Annotated in this window: 15 protein-coding genes; 6 read left to right on the top strand and 9 right to left on the bottom strand. The window is 71.6% G+C overall.

All coding sequences use genetic code 11. The features are described 5' to 3' along the window. Nucleotides 1–131 precede the first annotated feature (131 nt). From RV983_RS30300 to RV983_RS30290, 3 genes are all read left to right on the top strand, one after another. Complete coding sequence (locus tag RV983_RS30300) at nucleotides 132–1,124, top strand: alpha/beta hydrolase (protein ID WP_475990507.1); 993 nt, start codon at nucleotides 132–134, stop codon at nucleotides 1,122–1,124. A gap of 72 nt (nucleotides 1,125–1,196) precedes the next feature. Continuing rightward, the gene (locus RV983_RS30295) at nucleotides 1,197–1,793 is read left to right on the top strand and encodes a CGNR zinc finger domain-containing protein (protein ID WP_475988882.1); all 597 of its coding nucleotides are present in this window, start codon (nucleotides 1,197–1,199) and stop codon (nucleotides 1,791–1,793) included. Between the two features lie 348 nt (nucleotides 1,794–2,141). Next, a complete protein-coding gene (locus RV983_RS30290; protein WP_475988881.1) occupies nucleotides 2,142–2,270 on the top strand; it encodes a hypothetical protein in 129 nt (42 codons plus the stop codon). Between the two features lie 15 nt (nucleotides 2,271–2,285). On the opposite strand, the gene meaB is transcribed toward RV983_RS30290, so the two are convergent. The 5 genes from meaB to RV983_RS30265 all read right to left on the bottom strand — a co-directional run bounded on the left by meaB (nucleotide 2,286) and on the right by RV983_RS30265 (nucleotide 9,778). Beyond that, on the bottom strand, nucleotides 2,286–3,269 hold the full coding sequence (meaB, locus tag RV983_RS30285) for a methylmalonyl Co-A mutase-associated GTPase MeaB (protein WP_475988880.1): 984 nt from the start codon (nucleotides 3,267–3,269) through the stop codon (nucleotides 2,286–2,288). A 4-nt stretch (nucleotides 3,270–3,273) separates the two neighbouring features. Further along, a complete protein-coding gene (gene scpA, locus RV983_RS30280; RefSeq protein ID WP_475988879.1) occupies nucleotides 3,274–5,457 on the bottom strand; it encodes a methylmalonyl-CoA mutase in 2,184 nt (727 codons plus the stop codon). After that, the gene (locus tag RV983_RS30275) at nucleotides 5,457–7,364 is read right to left on the bottom strand and encodes a methylmalonyl-CoA mutase family protein (RefSeq protein ID WP_475988878.1); all 1,908 of its coding nucleotides are present in this window, start codon (nucleotides 7,362–7,364) and stop codon (nucleotides 5,457–5,459) included. Before RV983_RS30275 ends, scpA begins: the two co-directional genes overlap by 1 nt. Before the next feature lie 96 nt (nucleotides 7,365–7,460). Then, entirely contained in the window at nucleotides 7,461–8,252 is a 792-nt protein-coding gene (locus RV983_RS30270) for a potassium channel family protein (RefSeq protein WP_475988877.1), read from the bottom strand. 209 nt (nucleotides 8,253–8,461) lie between these two features. Next, the gene (locus RV983_RS30265) at nucleotides 8,462–9,778 is read right to left on the bottom strand and encodes an IS4 family transposase (RefSeq protein ID WP_475990214.1); all 1,317 of its coding nucleotides are present in this window, start codon (nucleotides 9,776–9,778) and stop codon (nucleotides 8,462–8,464) included. 333 nt (nucleotides 9,779–10,111) lie between these two features. Here RV983_RS30265 and RV983_RS30260 point away from each other — a divergent pair, with 333 nt between their 5' ends. Further along, nucleotides 10,112–12,175, top strand: coding sequence for a phosphocholine-specific phospholipase C (locus RV983_RS30260; RefSeq protein WP_475988876.1), 2,064 nt, complete (start codon nucleotides 10,112–10,114; stop codon nucleotides 12,173–12,175). A 282-nt stretch (nucleotides 12,176–12,457) separates the two neighbouring features. On the opposite strand, the gene RV983_RS30255 is transcribed toward RV983_RS30260, so the two are convergent. Then, nucleotides 12,458–12,919 (bottom strand): Lrp/AsnC family transcriptional regulator, encoded by a 462-nt coding sequence (locus tag RV983_RS30255; RefSeq protein ID WP_475988875.1) that lies wholly within the window; start codon nucleotides 12,917–12,919, stop codon nucleotides 12,458–12,460. A gap of 94 nt (nucleotides 12,920–13,013) precedes the next feature. Here RV983_RS30255 and RV983_RS30250 point away from each other — a divergent pair, with 94 nt between their 5' ends. Both RV983_RS30250 and RV983_RS30245 read left to right on the top strand, forming a co-directional pair. Next, the gene (locus RV983_RS30250; RefSeq protein WP_475988874.1) at nucleotides 13,014–13,895 is read left to right on the top strand and encodes a TIGR03619 family F420-dependent LLM class oxidoreductase; all 882 of its coding nucleotides are present in this window, start codon (nucleotides 13,014–13,016) and stop codon (nucleotides 13,893–13,895) included. A gap of 2 nt (nucleotides 13,896–13,897) precedes the next feature. Next, nucleotides 13,898–14,329: a nucleoside deaminase gene (locus RV983_RS30245; RefSeq protein ID WP_475988873.1), complete on the top strand. Its 432-nt coding sequence runs from the start codon at nucleotides 13,898–13,900 to the stop codon at nucleotides 14,327–14,329. A gap of 17 nt (nucleotides 14,330–14,346) precedes the next feature. Here the strand turns inward: RV983_RS30245 and RV983_RS30240 are convergent, their stop codons facing one another. From RV983_RS30240 to RV983_RS30230, 3 genes are all read right to left on the bottom strand, one after another. Further along, entirely contained in the window at nucleotides 14,347–15,393 is a 1,047-nt protein-coding gene (locus RV983_RS30240) for an ABC transporter permease (RefSeq protein WP_475988872.1), read from the bottom strand. Between the two features lie 2 nt (nucleotides 15,394–15,395). Further along, nucleotides 15,396–16,979 carry a sugar ABC transporter ATP-binding protein gene (locus RV983_RS30235; protein ID WP_475988871.1) on the bottom strand — a complete coding sequence of 528 codons (1,584 nt, stop codon included), beginning with the start codon at nucleotides 16,977–16,979 and terminating at the stop codon, nucleotides 15,396–15,398. A gap of 109 nt (nucleotides 16,980–17,088) precedes the next feature. Continuing rightward, entirely contained in the window at nucleotides 17,089–18,138 is a 1,050-nt protein-coding gene (locus RV983_RS30230; RefSeq protein ID WP_475988870.1) for a sugar ABC transporter substrate-binding protein, read from the bottom strand. Between the last annotated feature and the right edge of the window lie 249 nt (nucleotides 18,139–18,387).

The raw sequence follows: 18,387 nt of genomic DNA, 5'->3' as shown, positions 1-18,387 counted from the left end.
CCCAAAGAGGGCGATTCCCCCTTGCCTGACGTAGTCGATGAATTTACGCTCATGTCAACGGCAGGTTTTTCGGACCACGGGAGAGCGAACACCAAGGCGTCCCAGGGAGGCCACGGTGATCATCGACTCCGCTGCTCCTGATCCGCATCGATCTCCGCGGACGGCGTTCCCCCTCTGGCCCCGCTTCCACGAACCGGAACACCCGGAACGCACAAAAGGAGGTTCTTCGAATGCTGGAACGCCAGGATGTCGAGTTCGAGGCCGAGGGCGGCGTGCTGCTGCGCGGATGGCTGTTCGTGCCCGACGGGCCCGGCCCCCACCCGGCCATCACGATGGCGCACGGCTACGCGGGCACCAGGGGCCACGGCCTCGAACCGTTCGCCCGGGCCTTCGCGGACGACGGTTTCGCCGTCCTCCTGCACGACCACCGCGGCTTCGGCGCGAGCGAAGGCGAGCCCCGTCATGACATCGACCCCTGGCGCCAGATCGCCGACTGGCGGCGCGCGATCTCGTTCCTCGAAAGCCTGCCCGAGGTCGATCCGCTGCGCATCGGCCTGTGGGGCACCAGCTACGCCGGCGGGCACGCCATCGTCCTGGGGGCGACCGACCGCCGGCTGCGCTGCGTCGTGTCCCAGGTACCGACCATCAGCGGCTACGAGCAGGGACTGCGCCGCGTTGCCCCGGAGGCGGTCACCGCACTCGAGGACTCGTTCACCGAGGACGAACGCGCGCGGTTCCGCGGGGAGCCGCCCCGGCGGACGGCGATCGTGAGCGACGACCCCGCCGTTCCCGCCTCGTACCGCACGCAGGAAGCGATCGACTTCTACCTCCAGCCCCTGCCCGAGGGGATCTGGACCAATGAGGCGACCGTCCGCTCGGGACGCGCCTCACGCATGTACGAACCCGGGGCGTGGGTCCCCCGCGTCTCGCCGACGCCGCTGCTGATGGTGGTCGCGCTGAGCGACACCGTCACCGTGACCGATCTGGCGCTCGCCGCCTACGAGCGGGCCCTGGAGCCGAAGAAGCTCGTGACGATCTCCGGCGGCCACTTCGATCCTTACGTCACCCGGTTCGCGGAGGCGAGCGGCGCCGCCAGGGCCTGGTTCCGCGACCATCTGGCCTGAGGCCGCCGCGACTGCCAGGGGCGTAGTTCACTCACTTCTGTCACACAGGGGAAGAACGGGTACGGTGGTGACATGTCGTGGTCGGCGAGTGAGCGCTTCGAGGTGCAGTCGGCACCGGGCGGGCTCGTCCTGGTGCAGGAACTGCTGAACACCTCGCCCGCCGGCCGGCCCCGGCAGCCGGACCTGCTGGACACCGTGGCCTCGGCGCAAGGCTGGCTCGACGGCGTCATGGACGAGTGGGCGGCGGCCCCGGGCCGCGGGCGTGGCCGCGTGGCACTGATCGACCGCGACCTGGACGAGCTCAAGCGGCTGCGCACGCGGCTGCGGCAGGCGCTGGCCGTCCGCGGCGGCAGCGGATCGCCCGGCGCGGCGGGAGACACCCTGCTGGCCGCGGAACCGGTGACGCTCCGGCTGGCCGCGGATTCCACCGTCACCGTGGAGCCCCAGGGCGACGGCGCCCGCCGCGTCACCAGCGCGGTGCTGGCGGAATGCCTCATCTCCCAGACGCTCGGCACATGGCACCGTCTGAAGATCTGCGGTTACGACCGCTGCGCCGTCGCCTTCTACGACCACTCGCGCAACAGCAGCGCCGTCTGGCACAACGCCCGCACCTGCGGCAACACCGTGAACCTGCGGGCCTCCCGCGAACGCCGCCGCGCCCGGCGGTAGCACCGGGCCCGCCGGGCCCGGCGGGCCCGGCGGGCCCGGCGGGCCCGGCGGTTACCAACTCCTGACCTCCGAACGCGCGTCGGGGGCACCCTTGAGCGGGCACACCCCTGTGGAGGGCGCGAATACGCCCGTACCCGCAGAGGTACGCATGTGTCGTTGCATCCTGCGACAAGGGAGCCGAGCCCCGTGGCAGAGCATCCGATCACCCCACGACTGACCCCGATCCCCATCGACGGAACGACTCCGTGCGGGCGCCTGGAGACAGGGGCCACGCGGCCCTGCGGCGGCCCGGCCGTGTGGCATGTCCAATGGCGGCCAGGACACGGGTCGTTCGCGTGCGATCCGCACATGGCGGAGGCCCGGCGGCTGTTCGCCTGGATCGACCGGCATCGCGTCGGCCCGGACTGCAACATGCCGGGCGCGCTGTGGGCGACGGGGCGCTGCGCGGTGCCCCGGAGCCAGGCGAAGGCGGCCTGACCCCGGGGCCGTGCGTCAGCCGGAGAAGGCGTCGAGGATGCGTCCGGCCGCCGAGGTGGCCGTCAACGTGCCGTCGCGGACCTGGCGTTCGATCTCGGGCGCCAGGCGGCGGACTCCGGGGTGGTCCCGCAGCCGGCCGAGCAGTTCGTCGCGGACCATGCTCCAGGCCCACTCCATCTGCTGGTCACGGCGCTTGGCCTCCAGCCGGCCGTCGGAGTCGAGGAGCGCCCGGTGCTGCTCGAGCCGTTCCCAGACCACGTCGAGGCCGGTGTCCTCGCGGGCGCTGCAGGTGAGTACCGGGGGGGTCCAGGCGGCATCGACGGACTGCATCAGCCGCAGGGCGCCGGACAGTTCGCGGGCGGCGGCTCGCGCGTCGCGCTCGTGCGGGCCGTCGGCCTTGTTGACGGCGATGACGTCGGCGAGCTCCAGGACGCCCTTCTTGATGCCCTGGAGCTGGTCGCCCGTGCGGGCCAGTGTGAGCAGCAGGAAGGAGTCGACCATGCCGGAGACCGCGGTCTCGGACTGGCCGACGCCGACGGTCTCGACGAGGACCGCGTCGTAGCCGGCGGCCTCCACCACGACCATCGACTCACGGGTCGCCTTGGCGACGCCGCCGAGCGTCCCGGCCGACGGCGACGGCCGCACGAAGGCCGCGGGGTCCACCGACAGCCGTTCCATCCGGGTCTTGTCGCCGAGGATGGAGCCGCCGGTCAGCGTGGACGACGGGTCGACGGCGAGCACCGCGACCCGGTGGCCGAGACCGGTGAGCAGCGTGCCGAAGGCGTCGATGAAGGTGGACTTGCCCACCCCGGGGACTCCGCTGATGCCGATCCTGCGGGCCTTGCCCGCGTGCGGCAGCAGCTCGGTCAGAAGTCGCTGGGCGAGCTCCCGGTGGTCCGGCCGCGTCGACTCCACCAAGGTGATGGCGCGCGCGATCCAGGCCCGGGAGCCGTCCAGGACACCTTTGACGTAGACGTCCGGATCGATTGGCTGGGGCATGGGCTCACAGTTCGTGGCCGAGCGCGGCGGCGAGCCGCGTGACCAGGTCGTGTGCGGAGTCGGGGATGACCGTGCCGGGCGGGAAGACGGCGGCCGCGCCGGCCTCCAGCAGTTCGGGCACGTCCTGCGGCGGAATGACACCGCCGACCACGATCATGATGTCCTCGCGCCCCTCGGCGGCCAGTTCCTCGCGCAACGCGGGAACCAGGGTGAGGTGTCCGGCCGCGAGCGAGGAGACGCCGACGATGTGCACATCGGCCTCCACCGCCTGCCGGGCCACCTCCGCCGGGGTCTGGAAGAGCGGGCCGACGTCCACGGTGAAGCCCAGGTCGGCGAACGCGGTGGCGATCACCTTCTGGCCGCGGTCGTGGCCGTCCTGGCCCATCTTGGCGACGAGGATGCGCGGGCGGCGGCCCTCGGCCTCCTCGAAGCGGCCGACCAGCGCGCGGGTGCGGTCCACGGACGGCGACTCCCCTGCCTCGTTGCGGTACACACCGGAGATCGTACGGATCTGCCCGGCGTGCCGGCCGTACACCTTCTCCAGGGCGTCGGAGATCTCGCCGACGGTCGCCTTGGCGCGGGCGGCGTTCACCGCGAGCTCCAGCAGGTTGCCGCTGCCGCCGGCGGCGGCGGTCAGCGCGCTCAGCGCGTCCTGGCAGGCGGTCTCGTCGCGCTCCTCGCGCAGCCGGCGCAGCTTGGCGATCTGCTGGGTGCGCACGGAGGAGTTGTCGACCTTGAGGACCTCGATCTTCTCGTCGCTGTCCACCCGGTACTTGTTGACGCCGATCACCGGCTGGCGGCCGGAGTCGATGCGGGCCTGAGTGCGGGCCGCGGCCTCCTCGACGCGCATCTTGGGGATGCCCGCGTCGATGGCCTGGGCCATGCCGCCCGCGGCCTCGACCTCCTGGATGTGCTGCCAGGCGCGGCGCGCCAGGTCGTACGTCAGCTTCTCCACGTACGCCGACCCGCCCCACGGGTCGATGGCCCGGTTGGTGCCCGCTTCCTGCTGGAGCAGGAGCTGGGTGTTGCGGGCGATGCGCGCGGAGAAGTCGGTGGGCAGCGCCAGCGCCTCGTCGAGGGCGTTGGTGTGCAGCGACTGGGTGTGGCCCTGGGTGGCGGCCATGGCCTCCACGCACGTGCGCGTGACGTTGTTGAAGACGTCCTGCGCGGTGAGCGACCAGCCGGAGGTCTGCGAATGGGTGCGCAGGGACAGCGATTTGACGCTCCGGGGCTCGAACTGCTTGACCAGCTTGGCCCACAGCAGGCGGGCCGCGCGCAGCTTGGCGACCTCCATGAAGAAGTTCATGCCGATCGCCCAGAAGAACGACAGGCGCGGCGCGAAGGCGTCCACGTCCAGGCCCGTGCCGAGACCGGCCCGCAGGTACTCCACGCCGTCGGCGAGGGTGTAGGCCAGCTCCAGGTCGGCCGTGGCCCCGGCCTCCTGGATGTGGTAGCCGGAGATGGAGATCGAGTTGTAGCGCGGCATCTTCTGCGAGGTGTACGCGAAGATGTCGGAGATGATCCGCATCGAGGGCTTCGGCGGATAGATGTAGGTGTTGCGGACCATGAACTCCTTGAGGATGTCGTTCTGAATGGTCCCGGCCAGCTTCTCGGGCGGTACGCCCTGCTCCTCCGCGGCGACGATGTAGAGCGCGAGCACCGGCAGGACGGCGCCGTTCATGGTCATCGAGACGGTCATCCGGTCCAGCGGGATGCCGTCGAAGAGCTGCCGCATGTCGTAGATGGAGTCGATGGCGACGCCCGCCATGCCGACGTCGCCCGTGACGCGTGGGTGGTCGCTGTCGTAGCCGCGGTGGGTCGGCAGGTCGAAGGCGACCGACAGGCCCTTCTGTCCCGCGGCGAGGTTGCGCCGGTAGAACGCGTTGGACTCCTCGGCGGTGGAGAAACCCGCATACTGGCGGATCGTCCAGGGCTGGTTGACGTACATCGTGGGGTACGGGCCGCGCAGGTACGGCGCGATGCCCGGGTAGGTACCCAGGAAGTCCAGGCCCTCCAGGTCGCGGCCGGTGTACAGCGGCTTGACGCCGATGCCCTCGGGCGTCTCCCACAGCAGGTCCTCGACGGCGCGGCCGGTGGTCTCCTTGACCGCCGCGCGCCACCGGTCCTCGGTGGCACCGCCGCCGGTGCCCGGTCCCAGCTCGATCTCGGAGAAGTCCGGGATCCGCATCACGCCACTCCCATCCGGTCGAGAACCGAGGTCAGGACGGCGACCGCGTCGCCGCCCGCGAAGACGAACGCGTCGACGCCGGCCTGGGTGAAGGCCTGCTCCTGCGGGCCCGGGCGTCCGGCCAGGAAAACCGTGCTCGCGCCCGCGGCCTTGAGGGCGGCGGCCGCGGCGGCGGCCTGCTCCTCGTACAGCGCGTCACTGGAGCACAGGCACGCCGCCTGGGCGCCGCTGCGGGCGAAGGCCCCGGCGACGGAGCCGGCGTCGCTGCAGCCGGCGGGCGCCGGGTCGTGGACGGGTTCGATGCCCCCGGCCTGGAAGAGGTTGGCGGCGAAGGTGACCCGGCCGGTGTGCGCGGCGGCGGGGCCGAGTGCGGCGAGGAACACCTTCGGGCGGGCGCCGGTGGCGGCCAGATGTGCGTCCGAGCGGGCGCGCAGCGCCTCGTACGCCTCGTCGCGGCGGACCCTCGGCAGGCCGCCGGAGGGGGCGCCGGGGGCCGGGTCGCGCTCGACCGGTGTCTCGGAGAGCAGCGGGAACTCGCTGACGCCCGTGATGGGCTCGCGGCGCCTGGCCAGCGCCGTGGCCCGCACCTGCCAGGTGGCGGCCAGTCGCTCGCCGACCATGCCGGAGGCCAGCGCCGCGGCCTGACCACCCGCGCGCTCCAGTTCCTGGAACCACGACCAGGCGGCCTCGGCGAGTTCCGCGGTGAGCCGCTCCACGTACCAGGAGCCGCCGGCCGGATCGACGACCCGGGACAGGTGGGACTCCTCCATCAGGATGGTCGAGGTGTTGCGGGCGATACGCCGGGCGAAGGCGTCGGGCAGGCCGAGCGCGTGGTCGAAGGGCAGCACCGTGACCGAGTCCGCGCCGCCGACACCGGCGGCGAGCGTCGCGACGGTGGTGCGGAGCATGTTCACCCAAGGGTCGCGACGGCTCATCATCACCGGCGAGGTGACGGCGTGCTGGCGCTGCGCCGCGACGGTCGCGGTCGCCCCGCACACCTCGGCGACACGCGACCACAGGCGGCGGGCGGCGCGCAGCTTGGCGATCGTCAGGAACTGGTCGGCGGTGGCGGCGTAGCGGAACTCCAGCTGACCGCAGGCCGCGTCGACCGGCAGCCCGGCCTCGGTGAGCGCGCGCAGGTAGGCCACGCCGGTGGCGAGGGAGGCGCCGAGTTCCTGGGCCGCCGAACCGCCGGCCTCGTGGTACGGCAGGGCGTCCACGGTCAGCGCACGCAGCCCCGGGTACTCCTCGTGGGCGCGCCGGGCGAGCCGCGCGGCCGCGGCGGTGTGCGTGTCGAGGGCTCCGGGGTCCCCGGTGCGGGCGACATGGCCCAGCGGGTCGGCGCCGAGGTTGCCGCGGGCGGCCTCGCGGGGCACACCGCGCTCCTCGTACAGCGCGAACAGCGCGTCCGCCGCCGCCTCGGTGTCCGGGCCGGCGTCGAGCACCACGGGCGCGAGGTCGAGGAAGACCCCCTGGAGCGCGGTGCCGAGCGCGGCGGCCGGAACGCCGGATGCGTCGCCGACGGCGAGCCAGAGGGAGGTGACCCCGTTCTCCAGGTCGGCGAGCACCGCCTCGTTCGTGCGGACCGCGTCGGGCCGCGTATGGCGCTGCCGCACGTCCCAGCCGCCGGCCACGGCCCCCGCGGGCGCGGCGCCCCGGGTGAAGGGGGCGAAGCCGGGGAGTCCGACCGCGTCGCCGAAGGCTCCGGGCGCGTCGGGCGCGGTGTACAGCGGGCGCGTGGTGAGCCCGTCTTCGAGGATGGTGGACAGCGCGTCCTCCACCGCCTCTCCCGAGACGTCCTTGCCCGCCTTGCGCAGCACGCCCTCCACGAGGGACTGCCATTGCGCACGGCTCGCATCCGGGAATTCGGCGGCCAGAGAAAGCCCGTCGTCAGGCAGGACCGTCATGCTCGAAGGTTAGTGGGCGTTAGCAGGTGAGCAGCAGGGGCAACGCCTGTGACCTAGCCCATTCCGGGCCGTCTTGATCGGTTCCACTCCGATGCCCTATCCGGTGCCCTGTCCGCGGGCCGGCTCGCGGGGTTCACGGTCCGGTTCACGGGCCCGCCCGGGCGGGGCGACGGCCGTCCCGCCGAGCACGGCGACCTCGCGCCGCAGTTCCCTGACCTCCCGCAGCAGTTCCTCGGTCAGCTCCTGGAGGATCCGGCCCTCCTCCTCGTCCTCCTGGAAACGGGCCAGGAACCAGGCCGCGATGTTGGCGGTGACCACACCGAGCAGGGCGATCCCGGACAGCATCAGGCCGACGGCGATGAGCCGGCCGACGCCGGTGGTGGGGGCGTGGTCGCCGTAGCCCACGGTCGTCATCGTCGTGAACGACCACCACAGCGCGTCGCCGATCGTGCGGATGTTCCCGTGCGGCGAGTGCCGCTCGGCCTCCAGGACGGCGACCGAACCGAACCCGAGCAGCCCCAGCACCGCGCCCACCACATAGGTCGTCAGCCGTACCTGCGCCGCCAGTCGCACCCGCTGGCCGACCAGGAACAGCGCGGAGACCAGCCGCAGCAGGCGCAGCGGCTGGAGCAGTGGCAGCACGACCACGGCCAGGCTCAGCGGCTGGCGCTTGATGAACTCCCACCGCCGCTCGCTCAGCCCCAGCCGGACCGCGTAGTCGCCCGCGAAGAGCGCCCACACGCTGCGCTCGGTCCAGTGGGCGGTGGTGATGAGCGCCGGATCGGCGTCCGGCACCAGGATCGGCAACGCGTAAGCCGCGCCGAACACCATCGCCAGAGCGAGCAGCGGCGCCCTGGTCTGCTGCTCCCAGCGGTCGAGACGGTTCATGGGGGCAGTATCCCGTGCGCTCCCGGCGGGGCGGACGTCCCGGCGCCCGGCGGGGTGTCCGTCGCTGACCTGCGACGACGCCCGGTCCACGGGGATCCACGGGACGCCGGACGGCTCCAGGACGCCGGGGCCGGGAGCGGCTCCGGGCGGGCGGCGGTGCGACGTTCAACTGCGCCTTCTCGTACACCCTTTGGGCCAAGGCCGTGAAGTTAGGGGCTGATCGTTGGCGTCAAGATGTTGATGCTGAGGGTTGCTTTGTAGGTGCGTCGGTCGACGCGGAGGCTTTTGTATGCGTATCGGGACAGGGGGCGTTTCACGGCGCGGGGGCTGATGCGGAGGCGGCGGGCGGGCATGAGGTGGTCCAGGACAGCCCGGCCGATCGCCCCGACGAGGTCGATCGTGGTGTCTGCGATGATGCCCGCGGCCTGGATGACCTGGTCGCGGGCCGTTTGAAGAGCGATGCTGAAGCTGGCCCGGTCCGGATCGACGCCGGGCGTGGCCTCGGTGGCGTCGGCGATCGCGATTCGCAGGATCTGGTAGGCGCTGAGCAGGGCGTAGACCTCCTGGGCGATGCCGGCCCAGGTCCTGGAGCGCAGGACCCTGCGGCTGAGCATCGATTTCTTGATTGCGAAATAGGCGGACTCGATCTCCCACCGCTCGTGGTAGAGGCTGACCAGGCTGGATGCTGGGTAGCGGTGGTGGTCGAGGAGGTTGGTGGCCAGTCGGTAGAGACCGGTTTGGCGACCCTGGCTGGTGGTGATGGTGATCTCGCACTCGATGATGCGGACCTCGGTGCTGCCGAAGCGGGAGAGGTAGGAGCCGTCGTCGAAGTGGTCGAGGACCGGCGGCTTGCGGGCTGCCGTGACGCGGGCGAGGAAAGCGGCCTCTGTGGCGGCAACGGCGGCCAGGAACGTGTTTCCCGAGAAGCCTCGGTCGAGCAGGACGATCATTCCGGCGTGGAGGGAGCGCATCAGCCGTTTGCCGTGGACGGTCTCGCCGCTGGAGCGGGGGCCGAAGGCGGCGTCCAGGACCGCGCGGGTTCCACACGCCACGAGCGTGGCCAGGCAGATCTGCGGGTAGCCGGAGGTCGCGTACTGATTCGTGGTCTTGTCCAGGCGGGCCCGGTGCAACGGGCTGTCGGGGACGTCGAGGTAGGTTCCGTCGATCGCGACGGTCAGCAGGCCCTTGAAGCGGGCACCGTCGGTGCGAATCGCCGTGGCCGGCCCCCGCAGCAGGTCGAACAGGGCCCGCATCGGACGGACCCCCAGACGGGTCCTGGCGTCCCAGAGCGCCGTGCCTGTGACCTTCGCGACCGGTATCGCCTCCAGCGCGGCGGTGAGCTTGCGCCAAACAGCCAGATACCCGCAGTCCTCGAACAGGGCTGCGGCCAGCAACAGATAGACCACCACCCGGGCGGGGATCTTCCGCAGTCGTTGCTGGACGGCGCCGGTCTCCTCCAAGGCCTCGTCGACCATCTCGAACGGGACGATCTGGGTGAGTTCTCCGAGGTGTCCGGGCGCGAACAGGCCCTTGGCTACCGTGATTTCACGCGTGATGACACACTGATCGGACAGCGGAGCCTCCGGTCCTGTGAACGGCTGTCTTGGTCGACTGCCAGTTCTACCGGGGCTCCGCTTCTCACATCCCGAGTAACCACAGATCAGGGCACACTTGTCAGCGCTCTCAAAGACGTAACTTCACGGCCTTGCCCTTTGGGCGGGGACAACGGTGTCCGGCAGGCAGCGGGTTGGCACAGGCTTCGCGGGTGCTTCTCCTCTCCGCCAACAGGAGTTCGCGTGGGCCTGGTGACACTGGCCACCCCTGTTACGGCCGCGGACATCCCGGGAGACAGGCCTTACATGAACGCCATCGACCGCAGACGCTTCATGCAACTGGCGGGCGGGACCGCCGCCTTGTCGGTGCTTTCCACCAGCATCGCCCGAGCGGCGGAGATCCCGGCGAACCGCAGGACGCGTTCGCTCCAGGACGTCGAGCACATCGTCGTCCTGATGCAGGAGAACCGCTCCTTCGACCACTACTTCGGCACGCTGCGCGGTGTCCGCGGCTTCGGCGACCCCCACCCCGTGACGCAGCCCAACGGCAAGCCGGTGTGGTACCAGTCCGACGGCACGAAGGACGTGCTGCCGTTCCGGCCGGACCACGACGACCTCGGGCTGGCGTTCCTCCAGGACCTGCCGCACAGCTGGAACGACGGCCACGCCGCCGTCAACCAGGGCAAGTACGACAAGTGGGTGCCCGCCAAGTCCGCCACCACCATGGCGCACCTGACCCGCAAGGACATCCCGTTCCACTTCGCGCTCGCCGAGGCCTTCACGATCTGCGACGCGTACCACTGCTCGTTCATCGGCTCGACCGACCCGAACCGCTACTACATGTGGACGGGTTACACGGGCAACGACGGCAAGGGCGGCGGCCCGGTCCTCGGCAACGAGGAGGCGGGCTACGCCTGGACGACGTACCCGGAACGCCTGGAGCAGGCGGGCGTGTCGTGGAAGATCTACCAGGACGTCGGCGACGGCCTCGACGCGGCCGGCGGCTGGGGTTGGATCGAGGACGCCTACCGCGGCAACTACGGCGACAACTCGTTGCTGTACTTCGACCAGTACCGCAACGCCAAGCCCGGCGACCCGCTGTACGACAAGGCCCGCACCGGCACCGACGCCAAGAACGGCGAGGGCTTCTTCGACACCCTGCGCGCCGATGTCACCGCCGGGAAGCTCCCCCAGGTCTCCTGGATCGTGGCGCCCGAGGCGTTCACCGAGCACCCCAACTGGCCCGTCAACTACGGCGCCTGGTACATCGCGCAGGTCCTGGACGCCCTGACCTCCGACCCGGAGGTGTGGAGCAGGACGGCGCTGCTGATCACCTACGACGAGAACGACGGCTTCTTCGACCACGTCGTGCCGCCCTTCCCGGCGGCTTCCGCCGCGCAGGGCAAGTCCACCGTGGACGTCTCCGGCGACCTGTACAAGGGCTCCGGCTCGCGCCCGGCGGGCCCGTACGGGCTCGGTCAGCGCGTGCCCATGTTCGTGGTGTCGCCGTGGAGCAAGGGCGGCTACGTCTGCTCGCAGACCTTCGACCACACCTCGATCCTCCAGCTGATGGAGCGCCGCTTCGGGGTGACCGAGCCCAATATCTCCCCCTGGCGGCGCGCGGTGTGCGGCGACCTGACCTCCGCGTTCGACTTCCGCCACACCGACACCGACGCGGCGGAACTGCCCGACACCAGCGGCTACCTCCCGCCGGACAACGACCGCCACCCCGACTACGTGCCGACCCCGCCGGTCAAGGGTGCGCTGCCCCGCCAGGAGGGCGGCATGCGCGCGGCGCGGGCCCTGCCGTACGACCTGTCGGCCGACGGCCGGGTCAGCACCGCCACCGGAACACTGCGGATCGACTTCGCCTCGCACGGCACCGCGGGGGCCGGCTTCCTGGTGACGTCGGCGTCGCACACCACCGGACCGTGGACGTACACCGTCGAGTCGGGGCGCTCGCTGTCCGACTCCTGGAGCGTCGCCGAGGACGCGCAGGGCGGCTACGACTTCACCGTCCACGGCCCCAACGGCTTCCTGCGCCGCTTCGCCGGCCGGGTCACCGGCGCGGGCCCGGAGGTCAGCGCCCGCCACGACGGAGACCTCGGCATCGCACGGCTGGTCCTGACCAACGACGGCCCCAGCACGGTGCAGTTCACGGTGGCGGACGGCTACGGCAAGGAGAAGGCGGCCGGCTACACGCTGCGTCCCGGTGCCCGCGTCGTGCACTCCGCGGAGACCAAGCGCAGCCAGGGCTGGTACGACCTGACCGTCACCGCTGACCACGACGGCACCTTCGTGCGCCGGCTGGCCGCGCACGTGGAGAGCGGCTACACGAGCACCAGCGACCCGGCCATCGCCGCCCGCTGACCGCGCGCAGCGCACGCCCGGCCGCCGCCCGGCATCCCGCCGGGCCGCGGTCGGGCGCTGTCACACCGGCTCGACCCGGCACGCCCGCCACAAAGGGCGCGGACCGCTGACCGGGCTCGACCGGTGGCCGCGGTCGACGGCGACGATGTTCGCCCTGCCGGCGAGGCGCCCACGGCTCACGGCTCACCGATCACCGGCCACCGGCCACCGGCCACAGGCCACTGCGCGACGGTGTCCCCGGCAGCCGGTCCGGTCCGGTCCGGCGCCTTGGTCCCGGCCCTGTCACTCCGCCTCGGGGGCCGGGCCGCCCGGCCCCCGGTACGGGAGGGTCTGCCGGTAGACCACGCTGGTGGTCGTGCTGCCGAAGCCGGCCAGTTCGTCCATGACCTTCTCCAGATGGGCCATGGACGTGGCGGCGACCTTGAGCACGTAGCAGTCGTCGCCCGTGGTCCGCAGGCACTCCAGGATCTCCCGCCGTTCGCCGAGCAGCCGGTGCATCGGCTCGTGCCGGCTGCCGGGGTACTTCAGCCGGACGACGGCGAGCACCGGGAACCCCGCCCTGTCCAGGTCGACCTCGGCCCGGTAGCCCGTGACCACGCCCAGCGCCTCCAGCCGGCGGACCCGCTCGGTCGTCGCCGAGGCGCTGAGGCTGACCCGGCGCGCGAGTTCGGTGAAGGGGACTCGTCCGTCGCGCTGCAACTCATTCAGGATCGCCCAGTCGGTCGCGTCAAGAGTCTCGGCCATGGGCGCAGAATACCGTTGGATCCACGGCGACTTGGCCTTCAGACCGTGGAGAATGCCTTACGGACGGCCGCCTGCGCTGGATAGCCTGACCGTCATGCGCTTTGGTGTGAACGTCCCGAATTTTGGGCCGGGTACCGATCCCGGTGTGCTGCGCGACTGGGCGCGAACGGTGGAGGGGCTCGGCTTCGACCTGCTGATGGTCTCCGACCACCTCGCGGTGACACCCGATGTGGCCGAGCAGTACCCGGCTCCGTTCTACGAGCCGTTCACCGCGCTCTCGTGGCTGGCCGGGGTCACCGAAGGGGTGAGCCTCGGGACCACGGTGCTGATCGTCCCGTACCGGCACCCGCTGGCCGTGGCCCGGATGGCCGCCAACCTCAACGCGCTGAGCGGCGGGCGGCTGGTACTGGGAGTGGGCGTCGGCTGGGCGCGGCAGGAGTTCGAGGCGCTCGGCGTTCCCTTCGAGCGGCGCGGCCGGCTGACGGACGAGTATCTGGGGGTGATCCGGGCGGCCTGGCGGGACGGAGCCGACTACGCCGGCGGGCCGGTCCCGCTGTGGGTCGGCGGCAACAGCGACGCGGGCATCCGCAGGGCGGTCCGGCTGGGCGACGCCTGGCATCCGCTGCGCGCCACCATGCCCTGGCTGCGCGAGGCACTCGGCAGGCTCGCGTCGGCGGCGCGGGAGGCGGACTGGCCCGTACCGGCGTTCACCCCCCGGATCCTCCTGCGGCTCACCGACGCCCCGGTCACCGCGCCCGGCCGCCGGGCCGGTGAGGGCACCCTCGACCAGGTCATGGACGACCTTCGGGAACTGCGCCTGATGGGCGCCGAGTCGGTCGTCCTCGACCCCTTCGGCGGCGACCCCCGCGAGACGCTGCACCCGCAGCGCGCATGGCACGCGCTCGCGGCGGTGGCCGCCCGGCGCACGGAGACCGACAAGGACACGGACACGGACACGGAGAAGGAGAAGGAGTGACGATGGACGACGAGACCACACGCCTGCTGCTCAGGGCCGTCGCACTGGCCGCCGAGGCCCGCGCGTCGGGCAATCCGCCCTTCGGATCGCTGCTGGCCGGCCCGGACGGCACGGTGCTCGCGGAGGAGCGCAACAGCAGCGTCACCGACGACGACATCACGGCCCATCCCGAACTGAAACTGGCCCGGTGGGCGGCGCGGGAACTGGACCCGGCAACCGCGGCCGCCACGACGATGTACACCAGCTGCCAGCCCTGCGGCATGTGCGCGGGTGCCCTGGAGCGGTCCGGCCTCGGCCGGGTGGTGTACGCCCTGTCCGGCGAGCAGCTCACGGGCCTGAAGTCGCCCGCCGCGAAGGCCGGGTTCCCGCGCGTTCCGCAGGAGGGCCCGGCCCTCTACGACGAGGCCCGCGTCCCGGTCGAGGGCTACTACTGACCGGGAGCCGGCCGGCGTTACTCCTGCTTCTCCCCGGAGGCGAAGCGGGAGATGACCAGGGCGACGATGATGATGGCGCCGTTGAGGAACTGGTTCCACAGCGGCGGCACGCCCGCCAGCGTCATGACGTTGACGACGAGTTGCAGGGTGAGCACACCGGTCAGCGCCCCGAACAGCGTGCCGCGCCCGCCGTTGAGGCTGACGCCGCCGATGACGGTCGCGGCGAAGACCTGGAAGATCCAGCCGCTGCCCTGGTCGGCGGAGATCGACCCGTAGTGCCCGCTGTACAGGACGCCCGCGAAGGCCGCGAGCACCCCGCCGACGATCAGCACGACCCAGGTGATCCGGTCGACGCGGATGCCCGCGGTGCGGGCGGCCTCGGGGTTGCCGCCGATCGCGTACAGCGCCCTGCCGTGGCGCAGCCAGGCCAGCGCGCAACCGCCGACGGCGAAGAGCACGGCGCAGACCCAGATCGCGGCGGGCACGCCGAGCCAGGAGGCGTGACCCAGATAGGTGAACGAGCCGGGCAGTTCGACGATGGACCGCCCCTCGGAGATGGCGATCTGCAGACCGCGCAGCATGGTGAGGGCGCCCAGGGTGACGATGAACCCGTTCAGGCGCAGCTTGAGGATCAGGAAGCCGTTCACCGCGCCGATCACCGCGCCGACCAGCAGGCACAGCGGGATCGCCGTCCACACGGGAAGGAGTTCCAGGCCGGTGAAACGGCCGCCGGAGGAGGGCAGGACGAGCCACACGGCGATCACCGGGGCGACGCCGATGGTGGACTCCAGCGACAGGTCCATGCGCCCGGCGATGAGGATCAGCGCCTCGGCGAGCACCAGCAGGCTCAGCTCGGTGGACTGCTGGGCCACACCGATCAGGTTGTCGGAGGTCAGGAAGGCGGGCGAGACGATGAACCCGATGATCCCGAGCACGAAGATGGCCGGCACGAGGGAGAGTTCACGGAAGCGCGCGAGGCCGCCGGGCCCGCGGCGCGGCTCGTCCGCCGCGGAGTTCTTCGCGGCGGGCACCTGGGGTTCGGTGACGTCGGTGGTGGCGGACATGACTACCTTTCCTGCTCTGAGGGGCCGGGGACACCGGCGGTGTCGGTCGCTCCGGCGGACGGGGCGCGGGACACACCCTCCATGGCGGCGACCAGTTCCTCGTCCCGCCAGCCCCGGCCGAACTCCGCGACGACCCGGCCGTGGAACATCGCCACGATCCGGTCGCAGGCCCTCAGGTCGTCCAGTTCGTCGGAGATGATCAGTGCTGCCCGGCCCGCGCCGGCGACCTGGCGGATCCTGCCGAGCAGGAACTCCTTGGACCGCACGTCCACGCCGTTGGTCGGGCGGACCGCCACCAGGACGTGCGGGTCGGTGGCGAGGGCGCGGGCGACCACGACCTTCTGCTGGTTGCCGCCGGACAGTGCCGCGACGGGAGTGGCGAAGCCCGGCGTCCTGATGTCCAGGTCCTCGATCATCCGCTCGGCGAAGTCCCTTGTGCGCGAGGGGAGTACGGTGCCGAACGGCCCGAGCTGGTCGGTGACCGTCAAGGTGGCGTTCTCGGCCACGCTGCGGTTGCCGACCAGTCCCTGGTGGTGCCGGTCCTCGGGCACCAGGCCCACGCCCGCCGCGAGGGCGTCGGGGACCCCGCCGGCCCGTACCGGGCGCCCGGCGACGGCGATCCGCCCGGTGTCGGCGCGGTGCAGCCCCGCGATCGTCTCGCCGAGCCGCACATTGCCGCTGGCGGTGGCTCCCGCGAGACCCACCACCTCGCCTGCGCGCACCGAGAGGCTGACGTCCCGGTACGCCCCGTCGAGCGTCAGTCCGGAGACGGAGAGAAGTTCGGGCCCCTCCGCCGCCACCGCGGCCGCGGCCGCCGTCCCCCGCGGCTGCCCCGACCCGGCGGACTCCCCCGTCATCGCCTCCACCAGGGCGTCGTGGTCGATCTCGGCCACGGGCGCGGTGACGATGTGGCGGGCGTCCCGGTAGACGGTGACGGTGCTGCAGAGATCGTAGACCTCTTGCAGATGGTGGGAGATGAACAGGAAGGCGACGCCCTGGCGCTGCAGGTCGCGGAGCTTGTCGAACAGACGCGAGATGCCGCGGGCGTCCAGGCGTGCGGTGGGCTCGTCGAGGATGATGAAGCGCGCGCCGAAGGAGAGCGCGCGCGCGATCTCGACGAACTGCCGCTGTTCGACGGTGAGGTCGCGGGCCCGTGCGGCGGGGTCGATATCGACCCCGTACTCGGCCAGCAGGTCCGTGGCCCGCCGCCGCAGGGTCCTCCAGCGGATGGGCCGCAGGGCGGTGGCGCTCTGCCGGTTGAGGAAGAGGTTCTCGGCCACCGACAGTTCACCGATGACCGTGGAGCGCTGGTAGACGCACGCCACGCGGGCGCGCCAGGCATCGGTGTCCCCGAACGAGGGAGCCGGCTCGCCGGAGAAGCGCAGGCTCCCCGCGTCGGGGTGGTGCAGGCCGGTGAGGATGTTGACGAGGGTGGACTTGCCCGCGCCGTTGCGGCCGACGAGTGCGTGCGACTCGCCGGCGGCGACCGAGATGCGGGCGTCGCGCAGCGCCACGGTGGCGCCGAAGCGTTTGCCGATCCCGGTCGCCTCGGCCACGGGGGGCGGAGCGGTGGCGGGGTCCGCCATGGTGGATTCCGTTCTGCGGATGCGGTGCGGGCGGGTGCGGTGCGGTGCGGGCGTGCGGGTGCGGGTGCGGTACGACCCGGCCGGGCCGGGTTCGGCCCCGGGCCGCGGATCAGCCGATGTTGTTGCCCCACAGGCCCTTGTCGTCGACGTTGTCCTTGGTCACCAGGGGCGCCGGGAGCTGGTCCTCCAGGCCGTTGGGGATGGTGATGATGGTGGAGTCGTGGTCGGTCGGGCCGGCCTGGAAGGTCTTGCCCTCGGCGGCGGCCTTGGCGTAGAAGAGCGCGTACTTGGCGTACAGGTCGGCGGGCTGGGAGACGGTGGCGTCGATCTCGCCCTTGCGGATCGCGTCGAGCTCCTGCGGGATGCCGTCGTTGGAGACGATGAAGATGTGGCCCTTCTCCCCGGCAGGCTTGAGCAGACCCTTCTGCTTCAGCAGGGCGAGGGTGGGCTGCAGGAAGACGCCGCCGGCCTGCATGTAGACGCCGCCGAGGTCGGGGTGCTGGGCGAGCAGGCTCTGGAGCTTGGCCGACGCCACGTCACCCTTCCAGTCGGTCGGCAGCTCGAAGACCTGGATCTTGGGGAACTTCTCCTTCATACAGGCCGCGAACGCCTCGGAGCGGTCGCGTCCGTTGATGGAGTCCAGGGCACCCTGGAACTCGGCGACCTTGCCCTTGCCGCCCATCTGCTCGCCGAGGAACTCGCACGCCTTGGTGCCGTACGCCTTGTTGTCGGCGCGGACGACCATGTAGACGTCGCCCTTGTCGGGACGGGTGTCCACGCTGACGACCGGGATCTTCTTGCCGGCCAGGGTGTCGAGCGTGGAGGCGATCGCGCCGGTGTCCTGCGGGGCCATCACGACGGACTTCGCACCGGTGTTCTCGAAGACCTGGACGTTGGCGACGAGCTTGGTGACGTCGTTCTGGGAGTTGCTGCGCGGCAGGGCGTTCAGGCCGTCGTCCTTGATGCCCTTCTCGATGTACTGCGCGTAGGAGTTCCAGAAGTCGGAGTCGGAGCGCGGCAGGTCGATGCCGATGGCCGGCTTGTCCCCACCTGCCCCGGCGGCACTGTCGCTGCCGCGGTTGCAGGCGGTGGCGAGGGCGGCCATCGCGAGAGCGGCCGCGGCAATCGCGGCGGTGGAGCGCGTACGGGCGAGCTTCATGGCCGTGTTCTCTCCTTGCCCAGGGCGGGGCGATTCATCCGAGGTATCGCGGACGAGAAGGAAAGTAAGTCCGTCGTGCGGCCATGACAACCCCCTGTACGGACACGATCGGACGAATCCGTTGCCCAGGGGGCGGGGTACGCGCATCCGCCACAGACATCCGAGGAATGGATTGCCAGCCCCGGCCGATGGCGCTTACAGTCACCCTGGCGCGAGACCTCCGATGTCTCGCCCATGGCCGAGCGTGAA

The organism is Streptomyces sp. RLA123, from assembly GCF_056270165.1.
Note: the sequence above shows the minus strand (reverse complement) of the source record. Positions and strands in the feature narration are given on the sequence as shown.